The following is a 16,612-nucleotide window of genomic DNA, read 5'->3' as shown; positions in this document are numbered from 1 at the left end:
GGGGCGACGTACAGGGGCCGGGGGACGTACGGATACCGGAGTCAGAACAGCTTGCCGGGATTGAGGAGGGAGAGCGGGTCGAACGCCGCCTTGATGGCGCGCTGCATCTCCACGCCCACCGGGCCGATCTCGCGCGCGAGCCACTCCTTCTTGAGGACGCCCACGCCGTGCTCGCCGGTGATCGTGCCGCCGAGTTCCAGGCCCAGGGCCATGATCTCGTCGAAGGACTCGCGGGCGCGGCGGCCCTCGTCGGCGTCCGCCGCGTCGAAGCAGACGGTGGGGTGGGTGTTGCCGTCGCCCGCGTGCGCGCAGACGCCGATGGTGAGGCTGTATTTATCGGCGATGCGGTCGACGCCTTCGAGCATGTCGGCGAGCCTGGAGCGCGGCACGCACACGTCGTCGATCATCGTCGTACCCTTGACGGCTTCGAGCGCGGTGAGCGACAACCGCCGCGCCTGGAGCAGCAGTTCGGACTCCGCCGCGTCCTCGGCCGGGACCACCTGGGTGGCGCCCGCGGCCTCGCAGAGCGCGCCGACGGCCGCGAGGTCCGCGGCGGGGTCGGACGTGTCGAAGGCCGCGAGGAGCAGCGCTTCGGTGGTCTCCGGGAGGCCCATGTGGGCAAGGGCGTTCACGGCCCTGATGGTCGTACGGTCCATCAGCTCCAGGAGCGACGGGACGTGCCCGCCCTCCATGATCTTGCATACGGCGTCGCAGGCGGCCTGCGCGGAACTGAACTCGGCGGCCAGGACGAGCTGCGCGGGCGGCTGCGGCTTCAGGGCGAGGGTCGCGCGGACGACGATGCCGAGGCTGCCCTCGGAGCCGACGAAGAGGCGGGTGAGGTCGTAGCCCGCGACGCCCTTGGCCGTGCGCCGTCCGGTGCTCATGAGCCGGCCGTCGGCGAGGACGACGTCGAGTCCGAGGACGTACTCCGCCGTCACGCCGTACTTCACGCAGCACAGACCGCCCGAGGCCGTGCCGATGTTCCCGCCGATGGTGCAGGTCTCCCAACTGGACGGGTCCGGCGGGTAGTAGAGACCGTGTTCGTTCACCGCGCGGGAGAGCGTGGCGTTGACGACGCCCGGTTCGACGACCGCGATCCGGTCGACGGGGTTGATCTCCAGGATGCGGTCCATCTTGATCAGGGACAGCACGATGCAGCCCTCGCTGGCGTTCGCGCCGCCCGAGAGGCCCGTGCGGGCGCCCTGGGGCACCACCGGGACGCGTAGCTCTGTCGCCGTGCGCATGACGTGCTGGACCTGCTCGACGGTGCGTGGCAGGACGACGACGGCCGGGGTGCCCGCGTCGCAGAAGCTCGCCATGTCGTTCGCGTACGAGGACGTGATGTCGGGATCCGTGAGGACGGCCTCGGCGGGGAGGCCGTCGTGGCCCTCGTGGAGGAGTTCGATGAGTGTGCGGCTCATGATCACAGCCTCGCACCCGGGGCCATCGGTGTGAACCCGTGTGCGACGCCCGTCCGCATGCCGGGATGTGCTCTTCGTATTGACGCACAGTGTGCGCCATGGAGATCGAGACCCGGTCCGAGTCCGTGGCCGAGAAGGACGTGACCAAGGAGGGCGTGGCCGAGAAGGGGGCGGCGGTGTCGCCGGCGCCCTGCCTGTGGAGCGAGCCGTCACGGGGTTCGCGGCTCTCCCCCGCCGTGCGCCGCGCGCTGATCGCCTCCGTCGCCGGGTGCGTGCTGCTCGGCGGCGTCCTGGTGGTGCGGCAAGGATCGGGCGGGAAGGCGGCGCCGCCCGCGCTCGGGCCCGCCGGGCGGGCGATGGCTGCGGCGGGGGCGGGGGTGCCTGCCGCGCTGCCGGACCTCACGGTGCTGATCGGGGAGCGGGAGGCGCACGTGCGCAAGCATCCCGGGGACGACCACTCGTGGGCGGTGCTCGGGGCCGCCTACGTCGAGCGCGGCCGTCGGACGGCGGACTCCTCCTACTACCCCAGGGCGGAGGAGGCCTTGCGTACGTCCCTGAAGACGCGGCCGGAGGGGAACGTGCAGGCCCTGACGGGCATGGCGGTGCTCGCGAACGCGCGGCACGACTTCCGCGGGGCGAAGAAGTGGGCCGAGAGCGCGGTCGCGCTGTCCCCGAAGCGGTGGTCGACGTATCCCGCGCTGATCGACGCGTACAGCGGCCTGGGGGACGCGAAGGGCGTGGGGAAGGCCCTGGAGACGCTCCAGGAGCTGAACTCGGGCACCTCCGTGATGGCCCGGTCCGGGCAGGTCTACCGGGACCGGGGCTGGCGCGAGGACGCGGCATCGAAGCTGATGGACGCGGCGGCGCTCGCGGAGGGGCCCGCGGAGCAGGCGGCGTACTTCTACCAGGTGGGTGAGCTGTCGTGGGAGCGGGGTGAGCCGACGGAGTCCCTCCGCTACTACGAGGCGGCGCTGCGCGCGGACCCGGACCACCACCCTTCCCTCGCCGGGAAGGGCCGTGCGCTCGCGGCGCTCGGCCGTACGTCGGAGGCACTGCGCTTCTACCAGAACGCGCTGGTCAAACAGCCGGCGCCGGAGTACGCCCTGGAGCTGGGCGAGTTGTACGAGTCGCTGCGGCTGACCCCTGCCGCGCAGGCGCAGTACGACGTGCTGCGGGCCCGGGTGAAGCAGGAGGAGGTCAACGGCGTCAATGACGAACGGATCCTCGGTCTCTTCGAGGCGGACCACGGGGACGCGGACGCGGCGGCGGACCGCCTGCGCAAGGAGTTCAAACGCCACGGGAGTCCGGAGGTGGCCGATGCGCTGGGCTGGGCGTTGCACCGGGCCGGTGAGGACAAGGAGGCCCTGAAGTACGCGAAGCGGGCGACGGAGAAGGGCCCGCTGAGCGCGGTGTTCGCGTACCACCGGGGGCAGATCGAGCGGGACCTCGGCAAGTACGGGCCTGCGCGTCGCCACATCGGCGAGGCACTGCGCATCAACCCGCATTTCTCGCCCCTGCTGGCCCCCGCGGCACGGGACGCGATGGGCTCCCTGGGCGACCCCCCGGACGGCGGCCCGGCAGAAATGTACGCCCCGCGCCCGGCAACACCCCCCACCACGTCCGGCGCCGGGCCTGCGCCCACACCAAAACCAACCCCGAGCAAGCCGTCCACGACCACGCCCCAGAGCTGAACCGCTCCGCGGTGAGCGCTACAACGGGGCCGTGCCGATCAGGGCGTTGCGGGTGATCAACGGCGTCAGGGAATCCTCCGGGAGGGACTCCGTCGATGCCGGGCGGCGCGGCAGGACCATGTAGCGGGTCTCCGCGGTGGAGTCCCAGACCGTGATCGAGGTTTCCGGCGGTACCTCGAAGCCGAACTCCGCCAGTACCGCCCTCGGTTCACGTACCACGCGCGAGCGGTACGCCTCGCTCTTGTACCAGCTCGGGGACGGGCCGAGCAGCCGTACCGGGTAGCAGGAGCAGAGCGTGCAGACGACCACGTTGTGGGTGTCGGCGGTGTTCTCCACGACCCGGAGGCGCTGCGGCTGGACGCCGCCCGCCGCGTAACCCAGCTCCGCCACCGCCGACGTACCGTCCGCGAGCAGCCGCTCCTTGAACGCCGGGTCCGTCCACGCCCGCGCCACCACCCGCGCCCCGTTCAGGGGGGACGACCCGGAGAGGAACGCGTCGAGGGCCTCGTCGAGGGCGGCGCCCACGACCACCCCTCGTTCCTCCAACAAGGTCTCCAAACGGCGTACTTGACGCGAGATCAGCGCGTCCGAGTGCGTACCGGACATCAGCTGCCCTCCGCTTCCAAGTAGCTCTCCCACAGGTCGAGCACCACCCCGTGCTCCCCCTCGCCCCACAGCTCCCGCGCGGCGAACCGCACCGCGTACACCTGCTCCACGGGCGCGTCCCCCCGCCCCTGCGCGCTGACGTCCGCCAGCGGATGCCTGCCCTCGGGCTCGACCACCACGCCCCGCTTGCCCCTGGCGTACCGCGGCAGGCGTGTGTGGTGGAGCGGGTCGTGGTGGGCGGTCGTCACGCGGGTGCCCGGCACGAAACGGTCAGGCATCCGGCTCACCGTCCAGCTCCTGCGCCGTCACCACACCCTTGCGGTCGAGCAGCACCCGGATCGCGTGGAACCACCGCTCGTAGTACGAAGCCGCCAGGTACTCCTCCGGCGGCATCGTCTCGATCGCGTCCCTGAACTCGTCCAGGTTGTAGACGCCTTCGCGCACCAGCGCGCTGTTGAGCGCGAACACCCGCGCCTCCCAGTCCGCGTGGAAGGGCTCCGTGTCGTCGGCGGTGTCGATGGGCCCGAAGCCCGTCATCCCGCCGACGTCATTGATCCTGGCCATCTCCGCACCCTAATGCGGAGCCCTCCCTTTCGCCCCCTAGAGATTGCCGCGCTTTTCCTGCTCCCTCTCGATCGCCTCGAACAGCGCCTTGAAGTTGCCCTTCCCGAAGCCCATCGAGCCGTGCCGCTCGATCATCTCGAAGAAGACCGTCGGACGGTCCTGGACCGGCTTGGTGAAGATCTGCAGCAGGTAGCCGTCCTCGTCGCGGTCGACGAGGATCTTCAGCTCGCGCAGGGTCTCGACGGGCACGCGCGTCTCGCCCGCCCACTCGCCGAGGGTGTCGTAGTAGGAGTCCGGCGTGTCCAGGAACTGGACCCCGCCCGCGCGCATGGTGCGTACGGACTCCACGATGTCGTTCGTGGCGAGCGCGATGTGCTGGACGCCCGCGCCGCCGTAGAACTCGAGGTACTCGTCGATCTGGGACTTCTTCTTGGCGATGGCGGGCTCGTTGATCGGGAACTTCACCTTCAGCGTCCCGTCGGCCACCACCTTCGACATCAGCGCGCTGTACTCCGTCGCGATGTCGTCGCCCACGAACTCCTTCATGTTCGTGAAGCCCATGACCTTGTTGTAGAAGGCGACCCACTCGTTCATCTTGCCGAGCTCGACGTTGCCGACGCAGTGGTCGATCGCCTGGAAGGTCCGCTTGGCCGGCGGCTCGACGATCGGCGAGGCCGCCTTGAAGCCGGGCAGGTAAGGGCCGTCGTAGCCGGACCGGTCGACGAGCGTGTGGCGGGTCTTGCCGTACGTCGCGATCGCGGCGAGCACGACCGTGCCGTGCTCGTCCTTGACCTCGTACGGCTCGGTGAGGCCGCGGGCTCCGTGCTCGACGGCGTACGCGTACGCGGCGCGCGCGTCCGGCACCTCGATGGCGAGGTCGACGACGCCGTCGCCGTGCTCGGCGACATGGCCCTCGATGAAGTGGCCCCAGTCCGTCGACGCCTTGATGACGGAGGTGAGGACGAAGCGGGCCCCGCCGTTCGTGAGGACGTAGGAGGCGGTCTCGCGGCTGCCCGTCTCCGGGCCCGCGTACGCCACGAGTTTCATGCCGAAGGCCGTGGAGTAGTAGTGCGCCGCCTGCTTGGCGTTGCCCACGGCGAAGACGACCGCGTCCATTCCCTTGACCGGGAAGGGATCGGCCTCGCGCGCGGTGTGGGGGGTGCCAGAGGTGGCCGACGTGGGCTGGGTGTTCGCGGTAGCTGCCATGTCCGCAGGCTCCCGCCGTATCGCAAGGTGCGCAATAGTTTGCGTTTTCGGTGGGCAATCTGCCCAGCGGCAGGCCAGGATGAGCGGGCTATCTGTACATGATGACCACCCCAGGAGCGGAGAAGACCACCCCATGGCGATCGATCATCTGGACGGCAGGCTCATCGTGCTGCTCGCCCGCGAGCCCCGCATCGGCGTCCTGGAGGCGTCCCGCCGCCTCGGTGTCGCGCGCGGGACCGTACAGGCCCGGATGGACCGTCTTCAGTCGAACGGAGTCATCCGCGGCTTCGGCCCCGAGGTCGACCCGGCCGCTCTCGGCTACCCCGTCACCGCCTTCGCCACGCTGGAGATCAAACAGGGCCAGGGCGCCGACGTACGGGCACATTTGGCGACCGTCGCCGAGGTGCTCGAACTGCACACCATCACCGGCCACGGCGACATGCTCTGCCGTCTCGTCGCCCGTTCGAACGCGGATCTCCAACGTGTGATCGACCGGGTCGTGGGTTTTGATGGCATCGTCCGGGCCTCCACGGCGATCGTCATGGAGAACCCTGTTCCGCTGCGGATCATCCCGCTCGTCGAACAGGCGTCAGAAGACACCTGATGCGGGTAGGTAGGGAAACGAACAGCCGAAACCGACGGACAGAGCAGCACGGCCGCACGACGTACGCAGCACGCGGGCACCGGGAGACTCCCGGCGCCGTCTGAACCGCGCCTGGGCGAGGTGAGCAGTTCAGTGAACTTCTGGGACTACCTCGGCAACCGCCACCAGCAGTTGCTGACGGACGCGTACCAGCACGCCAGCGCAGTCTTCCAGTGCATGGTCGTGGCGACCGTCATCGGAGTACTGATCGGCGTCATCACGTATCGCAGCGAGTGGGCGGGCAATCTGGCCACGACCGCGACCTCCACCATCCTGACCATTCCCTCGCTCGCCATGATCGGTCTGCTGATCCCCGTCGTCGGCCTCGGAGTCGCACCGACGGTCATCGCACTGACCCTCTACGGCCTGCTCCCCATCGTGCGCAACGCCATCGTCGGCCTGCGCGGCGTGGATCCCTCGCTGGTCGACGCGGCGAAGGGCATCGGGATGTCGCGCGCGACGCGCCTGGTGAAGGTGGAGCTCCCGATCGCCTGGCCGCCGATCCTGACCGGCATCCGCGTCTCCACGCAGATGCTGATGGGCATCGCGGCCATCGCGGCGTACGCGTCGGGCCCCGGCCTCGGCAACGAGATCTTCCGCGGCATCGGCTCGCTCGGCAGCAAGAACGCACTCAACCAGGTGCTCGCGGGCACGCTCGGCATCATCATCCTGGCCCTGCTCTTCGACGCCGCGTACGTCCTGATCGGCCGCCTGACCATTTCGAGGGGTATCCGTGTCTGAGACCACCGCGACTTCCACCGACGGGGCGACGGCCGAGGGCGCGGCGGCCCCGAACGCCACCACGGGCGCGACGATCGAGCTGGAGAACCTCACCAAGCGGTACGCGGGCAGCGGAGACCCCGCGGTGGACAGCGTCAACATGGAGATCAAGGCGGGCGAGATCGTCATCCTCGTCGGCCCCTCGGGCTGCGGTAAGTCGACCACGCTGAAGATGATCAACCGGCTCATCGAGCCGACCAGCGGCCGCATCCGCATCGGCGGCGAGGACGTCACCGACATGGACCCGGTGAAGCTGCGCCGCAAGATCGGGTACGCGATCCAGTCGTCCGGGCTCTTCCCGCACATGACGGTCGCCCAGAACATCGCGCTCGTGCCGAAGATGATCGGCTGGGGAAAGTCGAAGATCAAGAACCGGGTCGAGGAGATGCTCGACCTCGTCGGACTCGACCCCGCCGAGTTCCACGGCCGCTATCCGCGTCAGCTCTCCGGCGGCCAGCAGCAACGCGTCGGCGTGGCACGGGCGTTGGCGGCCGACCCGCCCGTCCTCCTGATGGACGAGCCGTTCGGCGCGGTCGACCCGATCACCCGCGACCACCTCCAGGACGAGCTGATCCGGCTCCAGCACGAACTGCACAAGACGATCGTCTTCGTCACGCACGACTTCGACGAGGCCATCAAGCTGGGCGACCGCATCGCGGTCCTGCGGGAGCGCTCGCACATCGCGCAGTTCGACACCCCGGAGGCCATCCTCACCAACCCCGCCGACGACTTCGTCTCCGGCTTCGTGGGTGCGGGCGCGGCCCTCAAGCGGCTCAACCTCACCCGCGTACGCGATGTGGAGATCGCCGACTTCGCGACGGTGACCGTCGACGACCCGCTCCAGACCATCTTCGACAAGCTGCGGTCCAGCGGCACGAACGAACTGCTGCTCCTCGACAAACGCCGCCGTCCCTACAAGTGGCTGCGGCGCGGCGACCTGATGCGCGCCCAGGGCTCGCTGGCCCGCGCCGGCACCCTCGTGCACGACACGGTCACCCGTGACGCGACCCTGCGCGACGCGCTCGAAGCGGTCCTCACGGACAACGCGGGGCGGGTCGCGGTCACCGGGCGGCGCGGTGAGTTCACCGGCGTCGTGGACATGGAGACGCTGATGAACTCCGTGCACGAAATGCTGGAGGCCGACCGGCTCGACGCCGTGGAGCACCAGCACGAACTCCAGGAACAGCGCGCCCAGTTGACCCACCACGAGCAGGAGGGCGACGGAGGGGCGGCGAAGGCGTGAACGGCATCCCCGGGAGCAACCCCCGGATCCCCGACCACAAACCATCGCCCCACGACGGTCCTGACCCCAGGCCCGACGGCGAGCACGAGGTCAAGGGCCATCAGTTCCGCGACACGGGCGAGGGCGAGCCGGAGCCCACTCCCACGGTGGTGGCCACGGCACGGACACGGCGGGTCGGCTGGCAGAAGCTCACCGTCCTGCCCGCGTTCCTGGCGCTCGTCCTGCTGCTGACCTGGTGGTGGTTCGAGCAGGCCGACCTCGACCCGATCGCCACGAACGCGCTGGCGGACGGAAACGTCTGGCTCAGGCTCCGCCAGCACATCCAGCTGACGGTGATCTCCACCTTCTTCGTACTGATCATCGCGATCCCGCTGGGCATCCTGCTGACCCGCAAGAAGCTCCGCAAAGGGGCTCCCCCCGCGATGGCCCTGGCCAACATCGGCCAGGCGACCCCGGCGATCGGCCTGCTCGCCCTCCTGGTGATCTGGATCGGCATCGGGGAGAAGGCGGCCCTGATCGGCATCATCATCTACGCCGTCCTGCCGGTCCTCTCCAACACGATCGCGGGCCTGAACGCCAACGACCCGACCCTTCTCGAGGCCGCGCGCGGCATCGGCATGTCGACGTGGGGCGTCCTCGGCAAGGTCGAACTCCCGCTGGCCGTACCGCTGATCCTCGCGGGTGTGCGCACGGCGCTCGTCCTGAACGTCGGTACGGCGACGCTCGCCACCTTCGGCGGCGGCGGCGGGCTCGGCGACCTCATCACCACCGGGATCACCAATCAGCGGATGCCGGTGCTCATGCTCGGCTCGATCCTGACGATCGCGCTCGCGCTGCTCGTGGACTGGCTGGCCTCGCTGGCCGAACTGCTGCTGCGTCCGCGCGGCTTGGAGGCCGGGTCATGAGGGTTTCGTTGCGTACGGCGGCCGTCGGTGTCGTGGGCGGGGCCCTGCTGGTGGGCTGCGGCCTGACCAGCGGCAGCCCGATGGTGGACGACGTCAGACCGGGCACGATCGGCAAGGGCCTGCCCCTGAAGGGCGTCGACCTCACCGTCACGTCCAAGGAGTTCACCGAGCAGCTGGTCCTCGGCGCGATCATGGGCATCGCCTTCCAGGCGGCCGGCGCCGACGTCCTGGACCGGACGGGCATCCAGGGCTCGATCGGCGCCCGCGAGGCGGTCAAGGGCGGCGACGCGGACGCCATGTACGAGTACACGGGCACCGCCTGGATCACGTATCTGGGCAACGCCGAGCCGATCGACGACCCGCAGAAGCAGTGGGAGGCGGTGCGCAAGGCGGACGCGAAGAACGGCGTCACGTGGCTGCCGCCGGCCGAGCTCAACAACACCTACGCGCTGGCCATCAACCAGAAGAACGCGGCGAAGTACAAGCCGAAGACCCTCTCCGACGTGGCGGCTCTGTCGAAGAAGGATCCCAAGGCGGTCACGCTGTGCGTGGAGAGCGAGTTCGCCTCGCGCGAGGACGGCCTTCCGGGCATGCAGAAGGAGTACGGGATGAAGATCCCCAACTCCAACATCACCAAGATGGACACCGGGATCATCTACACCCAGGCCGCCAAGGGGTCGTGCACGTTCGGCGAGGTCTTCACCACGGACGGCCGCATCAAGGCGATGAAGCTGACGGTGATGGAGGACGACAAGCGCTTCTTCCCGAACTACAACGCCGCCCCGGAGATCAACAGCAAGGCGCTGAAGGAACACCCGGAGATGGCGGAGGTCCTGGACCCCATCACGAAGAAGCTGAACAACACGGTGGCCCAGGATCTGAACTCCAAGGTGGACGTGGAGGGTCAGGATCCGCATGAGGTGGCGCTGGACTGGATGGTGCAGGAGGGGTTCGTGAAGGAGGGGTAGGGCGGTCCTCGGGCATCCGCCGAGTTACAAAGACTCCGTTGCAAAGAAAGGGTTGCAACGGAGTCTTTGCATGTCTACGGTGATGGCATGACGCAAGAACCGCAGCGGCCGGTGCCCCTGAAGACCATCGACCTCAACCCGCGCAACCTGCGCGGGCTCGCGCACCCGCTGCGTATGCGCCTGCTCTCCTCGCTTCGGCTCGACGGCCCGGCGACCGCGTCACAACTCGCCCAGAGGCTGAGCGAGTCGAGCGGGGCCACCAGCTATCACCTGCGGCAGCTCGCGGAGTACGGGTTCGTGGAAGACGCCCCGGAGCGGGGCAAGGGGCGCGAGCGATGGTGGCGCTCCACGCATGACAGCACGATGTTCGACGACTCGCTTACGCGTGACGGAAACCCTGAGGTACGCGCGGCGGCGAACTGGTACCAGCACCAAGTGGCCACGTACTACGCCGAGTCCCTGTCGACCTGGATCGGCACGCGTGACGAGTGGTCCCAGGAGTGGGTGGACAGCTCCGACATGAGCGACTCCCTCTTGCGCCTGACGCCCGAGCTCACGGCGGCGCTGCGCGACGAGTTCCGCGAACTCGTCCGCAAATACCGCTCGTTGGCGCCGGACCCCGGAAACCCTGACTCAGCCATGGTGCACGTTCACACCTACCTGTTCCCCCGAAAGCCAAGGGCGGACGACTGAGAGGCACAGCCCATGCACCCCGACATACACCTGCTCCTGCACCACACCCGCGCCACCGAACTCCAACGGGCCGCACCCTTACGGAAACGCCGCCCCCGGCTCCGTACTCAACTGGGCTGGACCATGGTCGAGTTCGGCCTGCGCATGGTCAGCAGCTCGGAACCTTCCCGCCCTTGTCCAGCGCCCGCAGCGACTCGACCGTTCCCTTCAGTGTCGTGACCGGGATCAGCCGCAGGCCCTTCGGCAGCTCCGCCTGAGCGTCCGAGCACTCGGCCTCCGGGACCAGGAAGACGCTCGCGCCGTCCCGCTTCGCGGCCTGCGTCTTCATCGAGACTCCGCCGACCGGACCGACCTTGCCCTCGTCGGTGATCGTGCCGGTGCCCGCGATCTTCCGGCCGCCCGTCAGGTCCCCGCCACTGCCGTTGCCGTCCAGGAGGTCGATGATGCCGAGCGAGAGGAAGAGGCCCGCGCTGGGGCCTCCGATCTTCCCGAGGTCGACCTTGACGTCCACCTTGTCCGTGTCGTCCACGCCGTTCGCGTCGAGGTAGGAGAGCGCGGCCCGCGTGGCCGTGTCCTGCGACTCCTTCATGTCGCCGAGGTTGTGCTTCTCGACTTCCTTCACGTTGTCGCCGGTGGGGTACACCGAGTCCCTGGGCATCACGGAGCGGTCCGTACGGAACCAGCCGTCCACCACGTCACCCAGGCTCACGTCCGTGTCGGGCCCCGTCGCCACGATCGTCGTCATCCGCAGCTGTCCCTGCGTCTCGCGGGTGGGCGCACCGGTGATCGTGATGACCCGCCTGCCCTCGCTCTCGCCGAGTACGTTCGCCGTCGACCCCGGCTGGGCCACGGCGAACGGCAGCGGCACGAAGCCGGCGACGGCGAGCAGGGCGACCACGGGGACGGCACAGACGGCGAGGGCCTTGGGGCGCGTGAGGCGAGAGAGGGAGAACACGGGATCAATCTAACGGACGAGCGTTTTCAGCCTGCCTGTCAGGCGGCGCCGGACGGGCGGTACCAGCCCGTCCGGCGTTTGAGGACGAACTCGGCGAAGCCGGTGATCGACGGTGCCCAAGAGAAGCAGCTCGCCCGCGCGGCCTCAGCGCCCGCGGCCTCAGCGCCCCACGGCCTCAGCGCCCGCGGCCTCAGCGCCCCACGGCCTCAGCGCAACGCGTCGGCGACCTCGCGGGCCGCATCCACCACTCGCGGCCCCACCCGCTCCGGCACGGAGTCCGACAGCATGACGACTCCCACGCTGCCCTCTATTCCGGTCACGCCGACCAACGGCGCCGCGGCCCCACTCGCGCCGGCCTCCAGCTCGCCGTGCGTCAACGCGTAGCCGGGGTCGGTGGCGAGGCCCTGGCGGGCGGCGAGGATCGCGCGGCCCGCGGCGCCCCGGTCCAGGGGGTGCCGGAAGCCGGTCCTGTACGCCACGTGGTAATCCGTCCAGGTCGGCTCGACGACGGCGACAGCGAGGGCCTCCGTACCGTCGACCAGCGTCAGGTGCGCCGTCGCCCCTATGTCCTCGGCGAGGGAACGAAGAGCGGGCAGCGCGGCCTCGCGGACCAACGGATGCACCTGCCGGCCCAGGCGCAGCACCCCGAGGCCGACCCTGGCACGGCCGCCCAGGTCACGGCGGACCAGGGCATGCTGCTCCAGGGTGGCGAGGAGGCGGTACACCACGGTGCGGTTCACACCGAGCTTGTTCGACAGCTCGGTGACGGTGAGCCCGTGATCGGTGTCGGCCAACAACTTGAGGACACGCAGTCCTCGGTCGAGGGTCTGGGAAGTCTCCGCGGTCACGACGCCCACTCCTTAGGTGAGGGTCGACGGCCCCTTTACGCGGCGGTTGCGTCGCCGGTCCCGTGGGCGACGCGCGTCAGAGGCCGCCGGTCGGAACTCCGGCTGCGCTCCGCGGCGGCGCTGCCACGGGGCGTGTACGTTGCGGGGACAGTAGCGAGGCCGTCCCGCTCAGCGGAAGACTCCGTCCAGAATCCGGGCACGAGAGCGGTTGTTAGGGGCGCAATGCCCCATACGCGGGGCACACCGAAACCTCCGTGCACGACTCCCGCACACGGAACGCACCCCTCCACCCCCGCACCACGGACCACCCGCTCACTTCATGCGGGTGGCCCACTCCCCGACCTTCGCGATCCGCTGCCGCAGCTGCCCGGCGGTGGCTTCCGCGCTGGGCGGGCCGCCGCAGGTGCGGCGCAGCTCGGTGTGGATCACGCCGTGCGGCTTGCCGCTCTGGTGGACGTACGCGCCGACCATCGTGTTGAGCTGCTTGCGCAGTTCGAGCATCTCCTTGTGGGAGACCACGGGCCGCCGCTCGGCGGGGATCTCCAGGAGGTCCGCCTCGTCGTCGGGCCGCTTCTTGCTGTGCGCGATCTGCCGGGCCTGCCGCTTCTGGAGCAGCATCTGCACCTGGTCGGGTTCGAGGAGCCCGGGGATGCCGAGGTAGTCCTGCTCCTCCTCGCTGCCGGGGTGGGCCTGCATGCCGAACTCTGCGCCGTCGAAGAGCACCCGGTCGAAGACGGCGTCGGACTCGAGCGCCTCGAAGGAGAACTGCTCCTGCTCGCCGGTGTCCTCGTCCTGCTCCTTGTTCGCCTCGTCCATCTCCTGCTCGGACTCGGCGTAGGGGTCCTCTTCCCCGTCCTTCTTCGGCTTGTCGAGCACGTGGTCGCGCTCGACCTCCATCTCGTTGGCGAAGCCGAGGAGGTCGGGGACGGTGGGCAGGAAGACGGACGCGGTCTCGCCGCGCCGCCGCGAACGCACGAAGCGCCCCACGGCCTGGGCGAAGAAGAGCGGGGTCGAGATGGTGGTGGCGTACACGCCCACCGCGAGGCGCGGCACATCGACGCCCTCGGACACCATGCGGACCGCGACCATCCACCGGTCGGTGCTCGCGGCGAAGTCGTCGATGCGCTTGGACGCCCCCGTGTCGTCGGAGAGGACGACGGTCGCCTTGTCGCCCGTGATCTCGCGGATCAGCTTGGCGTACGAGCGGGCGGAGTCCTGATCGGACGCGATGACGAGCCCACCGGCGTCGGGGATGGCCTTGCGCACCTCGGTGAGCCGCTGGTCGGCCGCCTTGAGGACGTTCGGCATCCACTCGCCGCGCGCGTCGAGCGCGGTGCGCCAGGCCTGCGAGATGGCGTCCTTGGTCATGGGCTCGCCGAGCCGCGCGGCGATCTCGTCACCGGCCTTGGTCCGCCACCGCATGTTGCCGGAGTAGGAGAGGAAGATGACGGGACGGACGACGCCGTCGCCGAGCGCGCTCCCGTATCCGTACGTGTAGTCGGCGGCCGACCGGCGGATGCCGTCGTTCCCCTCCTCGTACGCGACGAAGGGGATCGGGTTGGTGTCGGACCGGAAGGGCGTACCGGTGAGCGCGAGGCGCCGCGTCGCGGGCTCGAAGGCTTCCAGGCAGGCCTCGCCCCAGGACTTCGAGTCACCGGCGTGGTGGATCTCGTCGAGGATGACGAGGGTCTTGCGCTGTTCGACCCGATTCCGGTGGAGCATGGGCCGCACGCCGACACCCGCGTACGTGATGGCGACGCCCTGGTACTCCTTGCTGAGCGGCCCCGCGCTGTACTCGGGGTCCAGCTTGATCCCTATCTTGGCCGCGGCCTCGGCCCACTGCTTCTTCAGGTGCTCGGTCGGCGCGACCACCGTCACCTGCTGCACGACATGGTGGTGCAGCAGCCAGGAGGCGAGCGTCAGCGCGAACGTCGTCTTGCCGGCGCCGGGTGTCGCGACGGCGAGGAAGTCACGCGGCTGCTCCTGGAGATACCGCTCCATCGCACCCTGCTGCCAGGCACGCAGCTTGTTGGCGGTGCCCCAGGGGGCGCGGCCGGGGAAGGCGGGAGAGAGGTGGTGGGAGGCGGAGTTGGCGGCGGTGGTAGTCACGGTCTCCGGTTTTTTGCAGCTCGGGTACGTACGACAACCGGGCCACCCTACCGGTGATGTGTTGACGCGGGACTGATGACGATGCGGGGTCCGCGGCGGGTGCGACGGGTGTCACAACCCTTGCTTGCGTCAGCTCCCGCGTCCGTTCAGTCCGTACGTTCCGTCAGGCGCGTCGCCACCCATGCCCCCACCAGGGCGACCGCCGCCATCGGCAGGAACACCGCGACGAACGCCCCCGGATGCGAGCCGCCCGCCCCCGTGGCGGAGCCGTGTGCGCCGATCATGCCGCCGCCCAGCGCGGCGAACGCGGCGCCTCCCGCAGCCAGGAGCAGGGCGTTGGAGAGGCCGTCGGAGATCTGGAGGGCGGCCGAGTTGGCGCCCGCGTCCTGCGGCGCCGAGAGGCGCAGGAGCAGCACGCTCGTCGAGCCGATCACCGTGCCCATGCCGAGGCAGCCGAAGGCCCAGGCCACGGCCACGATCCACACGGGCACGGCGTCGATGAGGACGGTGGGCGCGGTGGCGATGGCGGCGCCGACCAGGATCATCCCGGTGACCATGAGCCGCGTCCGGTAGGGCTCCATGCCGGGACGTGACTGTACGAAGGAGCCGAGGGCCCAGGTCGCACCGCCCACGGCCAGCGACAGCCCGGCCAGGGTCGGCGAGAGCCCTCGCTGGGTGACCAGCATCAGCGGCACGAAGGACTCCGCCGCGATGAAGGACCCGGCGGCGATGCCGCGCAGGAGAACGACCGAGGGCAGCCCGCGGGCCGCCCGGTAGGTGCCGCGCGGCAGCAGCCCGAGGACGGCGGGCACGAGCACCACGGCCCCCAGCACGGCGGGCAGCAGCGAGAGCCACCGCAGGTCCTGCCCCGCGAACTGCAGGAGCCCCGCCCCCAGCGAGATGCCGAGCGCCAGGCGGATCCGGCGCCGGTCGAAGGGCCCCGCGGGCGCACTGGAGTCGACCGGACCGGCCGCCCTGCGGCGGATCTGCGGCAGCGCGAGCACCAGCGGCACCACCACGAGGACGGGGATCCCGATGAAGACCCAGCGCCAGCCGAGGTGTTCCGTCACCGTCCCGGAGACCAGCGGCCCCACCACGGACGGCACGACCCAGCTGGCCGCGAACGCCGCGAGGATGGACGGACGCAGATGCTCCGGGTAGGCCCGGCTGACGACGACGTACAACGCGACGATGACGAGACCGCCGCCGAGCCCCTGCACGGCACGGCCCAGGATGAACATCCACATGACCCCGGCGGTCCCGGAGAGCAGCAGCCCCGCCGCGAAGGCGGCGATCCCGGTGGCCAGCGGCCCGAGCGGCCCGCGCCGGTCGGCCCACTGCCCGGAGAGCACCATGCCGAAGAGGCTGGTCGTGAAGTACGCGGAGAAGGCGAAGGCGTAGAGGGAGACGCCGTCCAGCTCACGCGCCGCCACCGGCATCGCGGTCCCGACGGCGGTCGCCTCGAAGGCGATGAGGAGGACCACGGAGACGATGCCGAGACTGAGCGCGCGATAGGGGGCACGCAGGACTCCGCCCTGGAGTTCGGACGGCGGGACGATCGGGGCGGCGGCGACGTCGGTGTCGCGGGGTTCCAGGGCGGTCATGCTGGCCAGGGTAAGGGGCGTGGCGGGCGGTGACCCCTGTCCGGAGGCGGGAGGCGGCTGGTCCCTTGGTCGTACGACCACCACTGCCGCGCGACCGCCCGTTCATGAACGCGGTGTGGCAGTCCCGTTGCGGGGGCGGCGATTTCCTTGAGGGGCTGGTTCCGCGCGCTTAGGTTCAAGGGGTCGAGTACGAGCTCGGCCGTGTGCCCGAGTGGTTCAGGGGCTGGACTGCAAATCCAGTTACGCGGGTTCGATTCCCGCCACGGCCTCACAGTGATGTGCCGCCACGCCCCGCAGGAGCGCCCCGAAGGGGCGCGGGGAACTGCGCGCCCAGCAACGGCGGACCCGCACGCGAGCGCCGCGTGACCGGGCCGAG

At 70.0% G+C, this 16,612-nt stretch carries 16 protein-coding genes and 1 tRNA gene; 8 read left to right on the top strand and 9 right to left on the bottom strand.

Annotation, left to right across the window (positions count from 1 at the left end):
- Positions 1–41: 41 nt before the first annotated feature.
- Positions 42–1,421 (bottom strand): FAD-binding oxidoreductase, encoded by a 1,380-nt coding sequence (locus tag AC5P1C_RS17215; protein WP_493866710.1) that lies wholly within the window; start codon positions 1,419–1,421, stop codon positions 42–44.
- A 98-nt stretch (positions 1,422–1,519) separates the two neighbouring features.
- On the opposite strand from AC5P1C_RS17215, the gene AC5P1C_RS17210 reads away from it, so the two are divergent.
- Positions 1,520–3,112: a tetratricopeptide repeat protein gene (locus tag AC5P1C_RS17210; RefSeq protein ID WP_493866709.1), complete on the top strand. Its 1,593-nt coding sequence runs from the start codon at positions 1,520–1,522 to the stop codon at positions 3,110–3,112.
- An 18-nt stretch (positions 3,113–3,130) separates the two neighbouring features.
- On the opposite strand, the gene nthA is transcribed toward AC5P1C_RS17210, so the two are convergent.
- Genes nthA through hppD form a run of 4 tightly spaced genes read right to left on the bottom strand, consistent with a single transcriptional unit; the run spans position 3,131 to position 5,488 of the window.
- Complete coding sequence (gene nthA / locus AC5P1C_RS17205; protein ID WP_493866708.1) at positions 3,131–3,718, bottom strand: nitrile hydratase subunit alpha; 588 nt, start codon at positions 3,716–3,718, stop codon at positions 3,131–3,133.
- The gene (locus AC5P1C_RS17200) at positions 3,718–3,996 is read right to left on the bottom strand and encodes an SH3-like domain-containing protein (RefSeq protein ID WP_493866707.1); all 279 of its coding nucleotides are present in this window, start codon (positions 3,994–3,996) and stop codon (positions 3,718–3,720) included. The genes nthA and AC5P1C_RS17200 overlap by 1 nt, the downstream gene beginning before the upstream one ends.
- A complete protein-coding gene (locus AC5P1C_RS17195; RefSeq protein ID WP_493866706.1) occupies positions 3,989–4,282 on the bottom strand; it encodes a hypothetical protein in 294 nt (97 codons plus the stop codon). The genes AC5P1C_RS17200 and AC5P1C_RS17195 overlap by 8 nt, the downstream gene beginning before the upstream one ends.
- A 36-nt stretch (positions 4,283–4,318) precedes the next feature.
- Positions 4,319–5,488, bottom strand: a complete 1,170-nt coding sequence (hppD, locus tag AC5P1C_RS17190) for a 4-hydroxyphenylpyruvate dioxygenase (protein WP_493866705.1) — start codon at positions 5,486–5,488, stop codon at positions 4,319–4,321.
- Positions 5,489–5,621: 133 nt separating this feature from the next.
- Between hppD and AC5P1C_RS17185 the strand changes: the two genes are divergently transcribed.
- The 6 genes from AC5P1C_RS17185 (at position 5,622) to AC5P1C_RS17160 (ending at position 10,720) form a co-directional block, all read left to right on the top strand.
- Positions 5,622–6,092 carry an Lrp/AsnC family transcriptional regulator gene (locus AC5P1C_RS17185; protein WP_399387004.1) on the top strand — a complete coding sequence of 157 codons (471 nt, stop codon included), beginning with the start codon at positions 5,622–5,624 and terminating at the stop codon, positions 6,090–6,092.
- A 132-nt stretch (positions 6,093–6,224) separates the two neighbouring features.
- The gene (locus AC5P1C_RS17180; RefSeq protein ID WP_493866836.1) at positions 6,225–6,872 is read left to right on the top strand and encodes an ABC transporter permease; all 648 of its coding nucleotides are present in this window, start codon (positions 6,225–6,227) and stop codon (positions 6,870–6,872) included.
- A gap of 73 nt (positions 6,873–6,945) precedes the next feature.
- Positions 6,946–8,154: a betaine/proline/choline family ABC transporter ATP-binding protein gene (locus AC5P1C_RS17175; RefSeq protein WP_493866835.1), complete on the top strand. Its 1,209-nt coding sequence runs from the start codon at positions 6,946–6,948 to the stop codon at positions 8,152–8,154.
- A 5-nt stretch (positions 8,155–8,159) separates the two neighbouring features.
- Positions 8,160–9,059 carry an ABC transporter permease gene (locus tag AC5P1C_RS17170; RefSeq protein ID WP_493866834.1) on the top strand — a complete coding sequence of 300 codons (900 nt, stop codon included), beginning with the start codon at positions 8,160–8,162 and terminating at the stop codon, positions 9,057–9,059.
- A complete protein-coding gene (locus AC5P1C_RS17165; RefSeq protein WP_493866704.1) occupies positions 9,056–10,027 on the top strand; it encodes a glycine betaine ABC transporter substrate-binding protein in 972 nt (323 codons plus the stop codon). Before AC5P1C_RS17170 ends, AC5P1C_RS17165 begins: the two co-directional genes overlap by 4 nt.
- Before the next feature lie 87 nt (positions 10,028–10,114).
- A complete protein-coding gene (locus tag AC5P1C_RS17160; protein ID WP_493866703.1) occupies positions 10,115–10,720 on the top strand; it encodes an ArsR/SmtB family transcription factor in 606 nt (201 codons plus the stop codon).
- Positions 10,721–10,868: 148 nt separating this feature from the next.
- Here AC5P1C_RS17160 and AC5P1C_RS17155 read toward each other — a convergent pair whose 3' ends face one another.
- The 4 genes from AC5P1C_RS17155 to AC5P1C_RS17140 form a co-directional block, all read right to left on the bottom strand.
- Complete coding sequence (locus tag AC5P1C_RS17155) at positions 10,869–11,675, bottom strand: S16 family serine protease (protein ID WP_493866702.1); 807 nt, start codon at positions 11,673–11,675, stop codon at positions 10,869–10,871.
- 206 nt (positions 11,676–11,881) lie between these two features.
- Positions 11,882–12,523, bottom strand: coding sequence for an IclR family transcriptional regulator (locus tag AC5P1C_RS17150; RefSeq protein ID WP_190080202.1), 642 nt, complete (start codon positions 12,521–12,523; stop codon positions 11,882–11,884).
- Positions 12,524–12,835: 312 nt separating this feature from the next.
- Complete coding sequence (locus AC5P1C_RS17145; protein ID WP_493866701.1) at positions 12,836–14,632, bottom strand: DEAD/DEAH box helicase; 1,797 nt, start codon at positions 14,630–14,632, stop codon at positions 12,836–12,838.
- A 146-nt stretch (positions 14,633–14,778) separates the two neighbouring features.
- The gene (locus AC5P1C_RS17140; RefSeq protein WP_493866700.1) at positions 14,779–16,236 is read right to left on the bottom strand and encodes an MFS transporter; all 1,458 of its coding nucleotides are present in this window, start codon (positions 16,234–16,236) and stop codon (positions 14,779–14,781) included.
- A 197-nt stretch (positions 16,237–16,433) separates the two neighbouring features.
- Between AC5P1C_RS17140 and AC5P1C_RS17135 the strand changes: the two genes are divergently transcribed.
- A tRNA-Cys gene (locus tag AC5P1C_RS17135) sits at positions 16,434–16,505 on the top strand.
- Positions 16,506–16,612 lie beyond the last annotated feature (107 nt).

The sequence above is a fragment of the Streptomyces sp. A18 genome (assembly GCF_059026065.1).
This window is presented reverse-complemented; position numbering and strand designations above follow the sequence as displayed.

Excerpts from the sequence above, each read along its gene's own strand:
- AC5P1C_RS17215 (WP_493866710.1), bottom strand. The coding sequence starts at position 1,421 with ATGAGCCGCACACTCATCGAACTCCTCCACGAGGGCCACGACGGCCTC.
- AC5P1C_RS17210 (WP_493866709.1), top strand. The coding sequence starts at position 1,520 with ATGGAGATCGAGACCCGGTCCGAGTCCGTGGCCGAGAAGGACGTGACC.
- nthA (WP_493866708.1), bottom strand. The coding sequence starts at position 3,718 with ATGTCCGGTACGCACTCGGACGCGCTGATCTCGCGTCAAGTACGCCGT.
- AC5P1C_RS17200 (WP_493866707.1), bottom strand. The coding sequence starts at position 3,996 with ATGCCTGACCGTTTCGTGCCGGGCACCCGCGTGACGACCGCCCACCAC.
- AC5P1C_RS17195 (WP_493866706.1), bottom strand. The coding sequence starts at position 4,282 with ATGGCCAGGATCAATGACGTCGGCGGGATGACGGGCTTCGGGCCCATC.
- hppD (WP_493866705.1), bottom strand. The coding sequence starts at position 5,488 with ATGGCAGCTACCGCGAACACCCAGCCCACGTCGGCCACCTCTGGCACC.
- AC5P1C_RS17185 (WP_399387004.1), top strand. The coding sequence starts at position 5,622 with ATGGCGATCGATCATCTGGACGGCAGGCTCATCGTGCTGCTCGCCCGC.
- AC5P1C_RS17165 (WP_493866704.1), top strand. The coding sequence starts at position 9,056 with ATGAGGGTTTCGTTGCGTACGGCGGCCGTCGGTGTCGTGGGCGGGGCC.
- AC5P1C_RS17160 (WP_493866703.1), top strand. The coding sequence starts at position 10,115 with ATGACGCAAGAACCGCAGCGGCCGGTGCCCCTGAAGACCATCGACCTC.
- AC5P1C_RS17140 (WP_493866700.1), bottom strand. The coding sequence starts at position 16,236 with ATGACCGCCCTGGAACCCCGCGACACCGACGTCGCCGCCGCCCCGATC.